Annotated in this window: 10 protein-coding genes; 4 read left to right on the top strand and 6 right to left on the bottom strand. The window is 65.0% G+C overall.

Annotated elements, in window-relative coordinates:
• Positions 1-458: 458 nt before the first annotated feature.
• From eat to eutC, 3 genes are read left to right on the top strand one after another with little or no spacing between them, the layout of a single operon-like run.
• Positions 459-1,901, top strand: coding sequence for an ethanolamine permease (gene eat, locus ACWDTF_RS23175; RefSeq protein ID WP_240855804.1), 1,443 nt, complete (start codon positions 459-461; stop codon positions 1,899-1,901).
• Positions 1,898-3,307, top strand: coding sequence for an ethanolamine ammonia-lyase subunit EutB (locus ACWDTF_RS23170; protein WP_240855806.1), 1,410 nt, complete (start codon positions 1,898-1,900; stop codon positions 3,305-3,307). The genes eat and ACWDTF_RS23170 overlap by 4 nt, the downstream gene beginning before the upstream one ends.
• Complete coding sequence (eutC, locus tag ACWDTF_RS23165) at positions 3,304-4,074, top strand: ethanolamine ammonia-lyase subunit EutC (RefSeq protein ID WP_449755142.1); 771 nt, start codon at positions 3,304-3,306, stop codon at positions 4,072-4,074. Before ACWDTF_RS23170 ends, eutC begins: the two co-directional genes overlap by 4 nt.
• Before the next feature lie 59 nt (positions 4,075-4,133).
• Here the strand turns inward: eutC and ACWDTF_RS23160 are convergent, their stop codons facing one another.
• Together ACWDTF_RS23160 and ACWDTF_RS23155 are read right to left on the bottom strand one after the other, a co-directional pair.
• The gene (locus tag ACWDTF_RS23160) at positions 4,134-4,448 is read right to left on the bottom strand and encodes an SHOCT domain-containing protein (protein WP_240855810.1); all 315 of its coding nucleotides are present in this window, start codon (positions 4,446-4,448) and stop codon (positions 4,134-4,136) included.
• 60 nt (positions 4,449-4,508) lie between these two features.
• Complete coding sequence (locus ACWDTF_RS23155; protein ID WP_240855812.1) at positions 4,509-4,955, bottom strand: DUF6325 family protein; 447 nt, start codon at positions 4,953-4,955, stop codon at positions 4,509-4,511.
• A 210-nt stretch (positions 4,956-5,165) separates the two neighbouring features.
• Here ACWDTF_RS23155 and ACWDTF_RS23150 point away from each other — a divergent pair, with 210 nt between their 5' ends.
• Complete coding sequence (locus tag ACWDTF_RS23150; RefSeq protein WP_240855814.1) at positions 5,166-5,891, top strand: DUF998 domain-containing protein; 726 nt, start codon at positions 5,166-5,168, stop codon at positions 5,889-5,891.
• On the opposite strand, the gene ACWDTF_RS23145 is transcribed toward ACWDTF_RS23150, so the two are convergent.
• The 4 genes from ACWDTF_RS23145 to ACWDTF_RS23130 all read right to left on the bottom strand — a co-directional run bounded on the left by ACWDTF_RS23145 (position 5,849) and on the right by ACWDTF_RS23130 (position 11,821).
• Entirely contained in the window at positions 5,849-7,684 is a 1,836-nt protein-coding gene (locus ACWDTF_RS23145) for an AMP-dependent synthetase/ligase (RefSeq protein WP_240855815.1), read from the bottom strand. The two genes, ACWDTF_RS23150 and ACWDTF_RS23145, sit on opposite strands and share 43 nt — an antisense overlap.
• A gap of 518 nt (positions 7,685-8,202) precedes the next feature.
• Positions 8,203-10,137: an ABC transporter ATP-binding protein/permease gene (locus ACWDTF_RS23140; protein ID WP_308221002.1), complete on the bottom strand. Its 1,935-nt coding sequence runs from the start codon at positions 10,135-10,137 to the stop codon at positions 8,203-8,205.
• 164 nt (positions 10,138-10,301) lie between these two features.
• Positions 10,302-10,880 (bottom strand): hypothetical protein, encoded by a 579-nt coding sequence (locus tag ACWDTF_RS23135; protein WP_240855817.1) that lies wholly within the window; start codon positions 10,878-10,880, stop codon positions 10,302-10,304.
• 65 nt (positions 10,881-10,945) lie between these two features.
• A complete protein-coding gene (locus tag ACWDTF_RS23130; protein ID WP_240855819.1) occupies positions 10,946-11,821 on the bottom strand; it encodes an acyl-CoA thioesterase in 876 nt (291 codons plus the stop codon).
• Positions 11,822-11,853 lie beyond the last annotated feature (32 nt).

Raw genomic sequence — 11,853 nt, 5'->3', positions numbered from 1 at the left:
CTACCCTCCGCCTCCTGGATGGACGAGCTCACCCAGAGGTTGCAGTTTGACGCGGATGCCGCGTCAAACTGCAACCTTTGTGGGTACTCGTCTGCGGAGCGATGGGTTGGGTGACAATCGTGCCAAGGGTTGAGCCGTCCAGCCGACGTTGTAGCAGAAGGTGTCGCCTTCGCCGGGACGCGACGACCGACAATCGGTGACTGGGGTCGGGCCCGTCAGCCTCCGCTTCCGGGATGTTCCCGGACGACCACCGTCATGGGCCCGATCCTGCCCACCGGCCCTACCCCCCACTTCCCGCCTCCATGGTCGTCGACGACGTCGGCGGGTGGTCGCCGACTCGAGGAATTGAATGGACAGATCGCTCAAGCTCATCCATATGGCGAAGTCATGCGCACGTGCAGTTGCGGTCCTACACTGACGACACCTGACCGTCGGGGCCGTCGATTCTAGGAGTGACCATGGCGGTTGACGAACATCATGAGCATCATCTGGCCGGCGGCGTCGACAGCCACGATGAATCCGCGTCGTACCTGAGCAAGCGGCAACTGCAGAGCGGCAGTGCAGGCTGGCTTCTGTTGGCCGGCCTCGGCGTGAGCTACGTGGTCTCCGGTGATTACTCGGGCTGGAACTTCGGGCTGGGCGAGGGCGGCTTCGGCGGCCTGCTGATCGCCGCGGTCATCATCGCCGCCATGTACTTCGCACTGGTGCTGGGCATGGCCGAGCTGTCCTCTGCCCTGCCCGCGGCCGGTGGCGGCTACACCTTCGCCCGACGCGCACTCGGACCGTGGGGCGGATTCGCCACCGGCACAGCCATTCTCATCGAATACTCCATTGCACCGGCAGCGATCGCCACGTTCATCGGCGCCTACGTGGAGTCGCTGAACATATTTGGGATCAAAGACGGCTGGTGGGTGTATCTGGCGGCCTATGCGATCTTCATCGGCATCCACCTCGCCGGTGTCGGAGAAGCACTCAAGGTGATGTTCGCGATCACCGCGATCGCCCTCGTCGGACTGGTCGTCTTCTCGATTGCCGCGATCGGACACTTCGACGCCGGAAACCTGACCAACATCGCTCCCACCGATGCCGCCGGAGCGTCGGAGTTCCTGCCGTTCGGCTATCTCGGTATCTGGTCGGCCATCCCGTTCGCCATCTGGTTCTTCCTGGCCGTCGAGGGCGTGCCGCTGGCTGCCGAGGAGACCGCCAATCCGGAGCGCAATGTGCCGCGCGGCATCATCGCCGCGATGAGCGTCCTGCTGATCACCTGCGCTGCGGTACTGCTCCTCACAACCGGTGCCGGCGGTGCGAACGAGATGTCCGAAGCCGGAAATCCACTGGTCGAGGCGCTCGGTGATGGTGCCGCGGCCAAGGTGGTCAACTACATCGGCCTTGCCGGGCTCATCGCCAGCTTCTTCTCGATCATCTACGCGTACTCCCGGCAGCTCTTCGCCCTGTCACGCGCGGGTTACCTACCGACACAGTTGTCGGTGACCAACCGACGCAAGGCCCCGATGCTGGCGCTCATCGTGCCCGGCGTCATCGGGTTCGCGCTGTCGCTGACCGGCAAGGGCGAACTCCTGCTGAACATGGCCGTATTCGGCGCCGCGCTCAGTTACGTGCTGATGATGGTGAGCCACATCGTGTTGCGCGTCCGCGAGCCCAACATGGTCCGGCACTATCGCACCCCCGGAGGCGTGATCACCACCGGCTTCGCGCTGATCATCGCCGCGATCGCGGTGATCGCCACATTCCTGGTCGACGTGGTTGCAGCGCTGTGCTGTCTCGTGGTGTTCGCGCTGTTCATGCTGTACTTCGCCCTGTACAGCCGCCATCGGCTCGTGGCCAACTCCCCCGACGAGGAGTTCGCCGCGCTGGCCGAAGCCGAGGACGAGGTCCGATGAAGTTCAGCCAGACCATCTCGGGTACCACCTACACCTTCGATGGGCTCGTCGAACTGATGGCCAAGGCCACCCCCGCCCGGTCCGGCGATGAACTGGCCGGCTGCGCCGCCGACTCCGACGCCGAACGTGCCGCGGCCGCATGGCAATTGGCCGACCTGCCACTGTCGACATTCCTCGAGGAACTCGTTGTCCCCTATGAGTCCGACGAGGTGACCCGCCTCATCATCGACACCCACGATCGCAGCGCCTTCGGCGAGATCTCCCACCTGACGGTCGGCGGATTCCGCGACTGGCTCCTTGCCAACGTGACCCGCCCGGACGCCGCCGAACGGATCAGCTCCATTGCGCCGGCACTCACGCCGGAGATGGTGGCCGCGACGTCGAAGATCATGCGCAACCAGGATCTGATCCTGGTGGCCAAGTCGGCGACGGTCCGCTCGGCCTTCCGCACCACGATCGGTGTACCGGGAACCATCGCGACCCGACTGCAACCCAACCACCCGACCGACGATCCACGGGGGATCGCCGCCGCCACCCTCGACGGTCTGCTGATGGGTTGCGGCGACGCGGTCATCGGCATCAATCCGGCGACCGATTCGCCGCACGCCACCGCGGATCTGCTGCATCTCCTCGACGACATCCGGCAGCGTTTCGAGATCCCGATGCAGTCGTGCGTCCTCTCGCACGTGACGACCACCGTCGAACTCATCGAACAGGGCGTCCCGGTCGACCTGGTGTTCCAGTCGATCGCCGGCACCGAGGGCGCCAACACCAGTTTCGGTGTCACCGTGCCGATGCTGTTGGAGGCCAACGAAGCCGGGCGGTCGCTGCATCGCGGGACGGTCGGCGACAACGTCATGTACCTCGAGACCGGACAGGGCTCGGCCCTCTCTGCCGGCGCGCACCTGGGTACCGGCGGCAAACCGGTCGACCAGCAGACACTGGAAACCAGGGCCTATGCGGTGGCACGTGCGCTGGAACCCTTGCTGATCAACACGGTCGTCGGGTTCATCGGGCCGGAATACCTCTACGACGGCAAGCAGATCATCCGGGCCGGCCTCGAGGATCATTTCTGCGGAAAGATCCTGGGCCTGCCGATGGGCGTCGACGTCTGCTACACCAATCACGCGGAAGCCGACCAGGACGACATGGACACGCTGCTCACCCTGCTGGGTGTCGCGGGCGCGGCCTTCGTCATCACCGTGCCCGGTGCCGACGACATCATGCTCGGGTATCAGAGCCTGTCGTTCCACGACGCCCTGTACGTCCGCGAGGCACTTGGTCTACGGCCGGCGCCCGAATTCGAGGACTGGCTGTCGCGGCTGGGCATGGCCGACCGCAACGGACGCGTACTGCCCGTCGATCCGGCCACCTCTCCCCTGCTCTCGCTGGCGGCCCAACCATGACCGAGGATCGCCCGATCGAAGATGTGTGGTCGGATCTGCGGCGCACCACCCAGGCCCGGATCGGCCTCGGCAGGGCGGGTAATTCCCTTCCCTCACAACGCGTTCTCGAGTTCCAGGCCGCACACGCCGCGGCTCGCGACGCGGTCCACGACCCGCTCGACGTCGAAGCTTTCGTCGATAGTCTCACCGATCTGGACATCGGCGACGCCGTGCATGTGCGGAGCCGCGCGGAGACCCGCAGTGAGTATCTGCGACGCCCCGACCTCGGCCGCCTGCCCGACGATCTGTCGCAGGTGCCGACAACCCAGGCCGACATCGGCATCGTCTTGGCCGACGGCCTGTCACCCCGGGCTCTGGTCGATCACGGCCACGGAATGCTCGCCGCACTGATCGCCGAATTCGACGGAACGTATCGGATCGCGCCGCCCGTGGTGGCCACCCAGTCGCGCGTCGCGCTCGGCGATCACATCGGCGAAGCGCTCGGCGTACTGACGCTCATCGTCGTGATCGGCGAACGCCCGGGTCTGTCGGTGGCCGACAGCCTGGGCATCTACATCACGCATCGCCCCGAACCGGGCAGAACCGATGCCGACCGCAACTGCATCTCCAACATTCACCCACCCGACGGACTGGGTTACGAAGCGGCGGCACACATCACCGCGGGTCTCGTATCCGGCGCACGTCGGCTGGGCAAGTCGGGCGTGGCCCTCAAGGACACGTCTCGAGCGGCCGTCGAGGCGGCCGAGACGCTGACCGTCGAGGGTTGAGATCGGTAGCAATAGGAGGCGCTGGGCGCCATCTATTGCTACGAAGTCGGCGACGAACGTCAGGACGCGAGGATCTTGGCCTTCTGCGCAGCGAACTCGTCCTCGGTCAGGATGCCCTGCTGGTACAGCGCGGCAAGTTCCTTGAGCTGGTCGACGGTGCTTGCGGCCGGCGCGGCGGGTGCAGGTGCGGGCTGCTGGTATTGCGGCTGCTGGGGCTGGGCGTACTGCTGCTGCTCGTAGGCGGCGCGTGCCTCCTGGTCGTAGGCCTGCTGCGACCACCGATTGGCCTGTCGTCGCGACACACGGTTGCTGACGGCAGTGGCGGTACCGGCGATGACGGCAGTGCGGGCGACGCCGCGAATCAAACCTGGCATGTGGTTACTCCTGGTTGTGAGATGTGATGAAGGAAGAAAAGATAGGGTCAGGCGGAATGGTCAGGCACCGGCGGATTCGAGGCGCTCGAGGAGATCCTGAACCGGAATCCGGCCGGACGCGACGACCTCTCCCCCATTGTTGTGCACGGCGGTCGCGAACGGGGCTGCCCACAGGTTCTCCCACACCAAGATCGCTGCCGCCGTGCCCGGCGCGATGGCCGCCGCCGCCTCGGACACGTCGTCGTCACCGATCAGATCCGTTGCGGCTCCGTCGAATACCTCGAAGTCGGCACCGAGTTCGTCGAGCGCGAACCGAGTCACGATGCCGTCCTCCGACTTGGCCACGAACACGACATCGATCACTCGCACGATGCCGCGGTCGACGAGATCGATCAGATGCGGAATCGCTTCGCCGGTCGGTTTGCCGGAGGTCCACTCGATCACGATGTAATCGATAGGACCGAGATCGCGCTCGGGGGCGCCGTCTGTCACGTCGCTGGTGGTCACTGCTTCTCAGTGCTCCTCGATGTCTGGCCCGGCTCAGTCCGGGCGGATAGATCTTCCCCGATGATCACCACACGCGCTCGGCGCCGTCTGCTCATCGCGAGACCGGAATCGATTGTAGGCGCGCGTCCAGCACAGGTGCCCGCGATCGACCCAAGCCGATTCCGTTTCACCCGAGGAGGACGACATGGCGCGGACGGCTAGCCTGACGAGATGCCCCAACTCAGCCCACGTCGATGGTCCGCCCGCGCGATCGTGGTCGGCGTTCTCATCGCGGTGGCCGGGATCTGTTACTCGTCGTGGGTGCTCGAGTTCTTCTGGTCGAGCCCCCTGGATCCGATGCGGACCTTTCTCAGTGAGCTCGACGCGGCGCATCGACCTCATCGCCAGGTCTACGTCGCAGGTGACCTCACGACGAGCGCCTGCGCACTGGTCGCGGGCCTGCTGGGACTCGTCCCCCGACCGCTCGCCCACGGCAAGATCGCAGTCACGGCCTTCGTCGCGCTGGCCGCGTTCGGCGCGTCGACGATGGCCGACGCACTGCTTCCGATCGAATGCATCGCCGGCGTCGATCCCGGATGCCGGCCCGACCCGAGTGGCCTGCTCCCCCAACTCCACCACGTTCATGCCCTCACCAGCACCCTCGCGGTGTTCTCGATCTTCACCACGATGATCGCGGTCACGCTGGTCGCGCTGCGGAGTCCGTCGTGGCCGCTGATGCGCCGGGTCGGTGCGGTGGTGTTCGCGATCGTCGTTCTCGCCACAGCGTGGATGCTGATCGCCGACAATCTGTCCGGCAATTACCGTCTCGGTCTCGCGCAGCGCATCCAGGTGGGCGGGATGTCGGTGTGGCTGATCCTGTGGGGTGTCGCCGTCGCCTGTGAACGCATGGTTGCTCAGCGCAGGTCGATGACGATGTCGCTGACTTCCTCGTCGTAGAGCGCCACGATGTGCTCGGCGTACTTGTCCGAGATGGGCTTACGCCGCAGCTTCATCGTCGGGGTCAGCTCGTCACCACCCGGATCCCAGGCCGCGGGTATGACGGTGAACCGCTTGATCTGCTCCACCCGAGACAGTTTCCCGTTGCCCACCTTGACGGCCGTGATGATCTCCTCGACCACCTTCGGATGAGCCGACACCGTCGCCAGGTCGGCGTCGGACATGTCGTGCGTCTTCGCCCGTACCGCCGCGGCATCCGGATCCAGCACCACCAGCGCCGAGATGTACGGTCGGCCGTCACCGATCGCCACCACCTGACCGATCAACGACGACGCCGCCTTCATCGCATTCTCGATGTTGGTGGGCGACATGTTCTTTCCCGACTCGTTGATGATCAGTTCCTTCTTACGGTCAACGATCGTCACGAAGCCGTCGTCGTCGATGGTGGCGATGTCACCGGTCGCCAGCCACCCGTCGGGGTCGATCGTCTCGGCAGTCTTCTCCGGCTGATTCCGGTAGCCGCGCATGTTCACCGGGCCCCGGATGAGCAGTTCGCCGTCATCGGCGAGTTTCGCCTCGACACCCCGGACGACCTTGCCGACGCTGCCCAGCTTGATCGCGTCCGGTGTGTTCATGGTCGACACACCTGTCGTCTCCGACATCCCCCACACCTCGAGCACCGGTATGCCGAGTCCGAGGAAGAACGACAGCACCTCGGGCGGAATCGCCGCCGCACCGGAGCCGGCGAAGGTGATCTGGTCCATGCCGAGCGCGGCGCGCACCTTGTGGAGGACCAACTTGTCGGCCAGCCCGTGCTGGGCACGTGTGAGTGCTCCCAGCGGCTTTCCGTCCAATTGGGCCTGCGCCGCCGCTGCGCCGACACCCAGCGCCCAGGACGCGAGGTTCTTCTTGACCGGACTGGTCTCCTGCGCCATCTTGGCCTCGATACCGGCCCGGATCTTCTGCCACACGCGTGGCACTCCGAAGAAGAAGGTCGGGTGCACTTCCGGCAAGACGGCCGCGATCTCGCGCGGATCGGTCACCGTGGTCACCTGGATACCCCGCACCATGTTCGCCCCGTGCGAGGAGACGCGGTCGGCTATGTGTGCGGCAGGCAGATAGGAGATCACCCGATCGTCGAAACCGACCTCGACTTCGTCTGCGAGACAGGCGAGTTCGGCGATCATGTTGCGATGGGTGATCTCCACGCCCTTGGGTGGCCCAGTGGTTCCGGAGGTGTAGATCAGGGTGGCGAGATCACCCGGCTCGACGGCCTGCCAGCTTGCGGTGAAGTCGAAGCCGTCGGGCGCCGGTGTCTGCTCGAGATCGGCCAGCGAAACAGCATCCGACGCCACACCGTCGACCACGATCGTCGTCGTCACGTTGGTCGATGCGGCCTGGATCAGCGGCAAGAACACCTGCTCGGTGACGACCACCGCGTTGTCGGCGTTGCCGAACAGGTACTCGATCTGTTCCGGTGAACTGGTGTTGTAGATCGAGAACGGGATGGCGCCCAGATGTAGTGCGGCAGTGTCGACCAGATGGAACTCCGGCCGATTGGTCAGCATGATGCCGACGGTGTCGCCACGTTTCACTCCAAGCGCGGCGAGCCCCGCAGCGATGGTCTCCACACGCTGTCCGTACTCGGCCCAGGTGATCTCCTGGATCCCGCCGGCGGTACGTAATGCCACCCCGTCGGGGCGCACCGTGATGGTCTGTTGAAAGGCTTGCGGAAGGGTCGAGACCGCGACACCCGTCTCGTGGGGGAAGGTGATCAGCTCCGGATCGGACACGATGGTTGTCCTCGATTCTGCACATGCATCGGCCAGGTATGACGGCGAAGTGCCCCGTCGCTTCGCTCGTCCGTGCCTCACAGTACTGCGCGGACATCAGCACCGGAACGGTTCCGCGCAACCGGTAATCGAATGGTAAAGAACGCAGCTAGATCGGCTGTTCAGCGCAAGTCGACGACGATGGCGCTCGGTTCCTCGTCGTAGAGCGCCACGATGCGCTCGGCGAATTTGTCTGCGATGGGTTTGCGCCGCAACTTCATCGTCGGGGTGAGCTCGTCACCACCCGGATCCCAGGCCGTGGGAATGACGGTGAACCGCTTGACATGGTCAGGAACCCCTCGTCGTCCAGGGTCCCGATGTCACCGGTCGCCTCGACGCGCTGTCTGTACTCGGCCCAGGTGATCTCCTGGATGCCTCCGAACGTGCGCAAAGCGACGGCGTTCGGTCGCACGGTGATGGTCTGCTGGGGAAAGCCTGCGGGAGGGTCGAAACCTCTACCCCGGTGTCATAGCGGTGCGCTATCGCGCCACCGGTGACAGCGTCCAGTCACCGGCACCGATGAGTTCGAGAACCTCGGTGTGATGCTGATCGGTGGTGCTGCGATGGCTCACCGACACCAGGATCACTTCCGGCAACTCCGAGCGGATCAGCGAGTAGAGCGCGTACTCCAGACCCTCGTCGACCGCCGATGTGGCCTCGTCCATGAACACCGCCCGTGGCCGGGTCAGCAGAATACGGGCAAAGGCCACACGCTGCTGCTCGCCCGGCGAGAGTACCTTCGCCCAGTCCTCTTCCTCGTCGAGGCGGTCGACGAGGTGCGGCAGGAACACCGCCTGCAGCGCCGTGCGGATCGCGTCGTCGCCGATCTCGGTGGGCAGCGCCGGGTAGGCGACGACGGTCCGCAGATCGCCGAGCGGAATGTAGGGCATCTGCGACAGGAAAAGGGTTTCGTTTCCGGCGGGGCGGGTGAATTGACCTTCCGCAAATGGCCACAGCCCCGCCAGGCCACGCAGCAGCGTGGACTTCCCGGCTCCCGATCGCCCCTTGACGACCAATGCCTCGCCGGGGGTCAGCTCTAGGTTCAGTGCTCGGATCAGGTCGGTGCCATCGGGGGTCGCGATGCGTACGTCGGCCAACTTCACGGTGCGATCGCCGTCGAGCGTCGCCATCGCGGGAAGTTTCCGAGACTTCGCGTCGGCGTCGGCAAGACCGTCGAGACGGATGATGGACGCGCGCACCTCGGTGAATTCGTCGTAGGAGTTCCGGAAGAACGACAGGGCGTCGTGCATCTCGCCGAACGCCGAGGCCGTCTGAGTCATGTCACCGAGCTTGATCTGACCGGTGAAGAAGCGCGGCGCCTGCACGATGTACGGGAAAACCACCGACAGCTGACTGACACTGAAGTTCCAGCCGACGAAGCCCAAGTTCACGTAGACGATGCGCCAGAAGTTGTCGACGACAGCACGGAAGCGCGCCATCAGTCCGACATGCTCAACCTGCTCGCCGCGGTAGAACGCGACGTTCTCGGCACCGTCGCGAACGCGGACCAACGCATAACGGAAGTTCGCGGTGAGGCGTTCCTTCCAGAAGTTGAGGCGGATCAGCGGTCGGCCGATTGCGAAGGCGACGACGCTGGCGACCAGAACGTAGATGAGGACCAGCCACACCATCATGCGTGGGATCTCGATGCCGCCGAGCGTGATCGGACCGGACAGGTCCCACAGGATCATCGAGAACGCGACGATCGAGGTGGTGGCCGAGATGACTCCGTTGGTCGACGACCCGCCGTACCCCCAGAACAGTCGTTGTCCGGTCTCGGCGAGGTTGGTGATGTCGGCCTCGATGCGCTGGTCCGGATTGTCGACCCCGGGGTGGATGTCGTGCCGTTTGCCTCGGGTCTTCAAGAACTTCGACGGTCCGAGGTCGACGAATCGATTGCGATAGAACGCCCGACCTTCGAGCCAGTCTTCGGTGGCGTGCTCGGTGAGCCACCAGCGCAGTTTGATCTGGAATGCCGAACCGGCGTAGATCTCCACCATGGTGCGAAGGACGTGCAGCGTGGCGAGAATGCCGAACACGATCATCGAGTGCCAGAACCCGGTTTTGCCGGCGTCGACGTTGGCGGCACCTTCGGGTCCGCCCTGACCGAGTCCTTCGGCGACGATCTGGAGCGACGTGTACAGGTCGTTGCTCCAGTACGAGAAGAGAATGGTGACCCGCACGCCGAAGAGCGTGAGCAACGTCAGTGCGACGACGAGCAACCACGCCATGACTCGGGTCTCGCGATCATGGAAGAAGCCGCCGATCACTCGCCACAACGGTTTGCCCCACCGGCTGAAGCGCACCAACAGCGCTCCGACGATGGCCACGCTCAAAACAGTGATGCCGAAGGCCTTCGCCATCCACCACAGACTGGCCCAGACCTCGTTGCCCCAGTCGATGCTGTATTCCACTCCGGAAACCCTTCACGTTCGCGCGCGATCGGACCGACCGGCGAATGTGCGCGGTCGTGGTGTCGCGCTATTGCAGCTCCCCCAGAAAGCGAGATCGCAGTCTAACCCGGCCAAGAATCCGCGTCGCGCCGACTCGCGCGTCGACCGGAGGTCAGAGTCGTCGGTCAGAGCGGACGCAATACGACCCCGGCCGACAGCGCACTCTCGGACACCGTCTGGGTGTACACGCTGCCGATCTGGACCACGAAGTCGCCGCCGGTGGAGTCGACGTCGCGCACCTCGAACGGCAGGGTGCAGGTGCTGCCGTCACGATCGATGGTGCCCAACTGGGTCTCGCCGACCGATCGGCCCCGATCGTCGTAGATCCGCACCGGTGTGCCCGCGCTGATGATTCCGCCAGGCGTGGTCGCGGTCTTGGTGGTGCAGTCGACGGCGACGCCGCCCTTCGCGTCGAACGCACTCGAGAGCAGGTATCCGACGAGAAGCGCGAGGATCGCGATCGTCGCGAAGATGGTCGCCCCGATGGCGCTGGCCGCGATGATCCACGGGCGTGTGCGACGCTGCCACGTTCGTCGGGGCAACGCGGGCCCGGGGTCGAGCCAGAACTCGGGAGCGACGGTGGGTTGTGGTGCCCAACCCATGGAGGAACCGAACTGCGGCTGGGCGCCGGGATATCCGGCCGCGGGAAAACTGCCCGTGCCGTGTTGACCCGAGGCTCGTTGATCGGTGGGGCCGGTCGTCATGGCGACCAGTCTGCCAAAGCGAGCCGTCGTGATGCGCCGGACGGGTGGCCGGTCGGTTCTGCCAGTTAGTTCTTCGGGGGGAAGTATTTGATGAGGGCTTCCTGGACCACCGACGTCGCCAGGGTCCCGTCGCGCATCCAGAACCGGCCCGAGCCCATGCCGCGCGACCCGGTGGCGACCGGGGAACGGGTGGCATAGAGCAGCCAGTCGTCGAAGCGGAATTCGCGGTGGAACCACATCGAATGGTTGACCGTCGCGGCGAACAATCGGTCGATGCCCCAGGACAGCCCGTGGGTGGTGATGATCGAGTCGAGCACCGTGGTGTCCGACGCGTAACACATCGCCGCGACATGCATGATCGGATCGTCGGGCATCTGGCCGTCGGCCTTCATCCAGACCCGGTTGTCCTTGAGGGTCTCCCCCGCCTCCCGCACCTTCCACGTGGGGTCGTTGGCGAAGCGAATGTCGATGGGGTGCAAGGCATTCACAAAGGTCGCGATGCGATCCTCGAATCCTTTGAAATGCTCGCCGAGCGGTGGCAACTCTTCGGGATAAGGCACCTGCGGGATCTCGACGGCGTGTTCGAGGCCGGCCGCGTTGTCCTGGAATGCGACGAGCATCGTGAAGATCTCCTCGCCCTTCTGGATCGCGGTGACCTGACGATTCGCGAACGACTTGCCGTCCCGGAAACGGGCGACGTGATACTCCATCGGCAGAGCGACATCGCCGCCGCGGATGAAGTGGGCATGCAGAGCGTGAATGGGCGGATTGCCGCGCGTGAGCGTACGTGCGGCGGCGACCACACCCTGGCCGAGAAGTTGCCCGCCGAACGTGCGCGCCGTCTTCTGTTCAGGATGCTGCCCGAGGAAGAGGTTCTCGTCCCGCCGTTCGACGTCGAGCAAGGCGAGCAGCTGTCCGAGGTCGTCGGATTGGTCGGTCATCCCCCAACCCTATGGTGCGGGCGCCACTTCAC

The sequence above is a fragment of the Gordonia sp. NPDC003422 genome (assembly GCF_053588675.1).
Note: the sequence above shows the minus strand (reverse complement) of the source record. Positions and strands in the feature narration are given on the sequence as shown.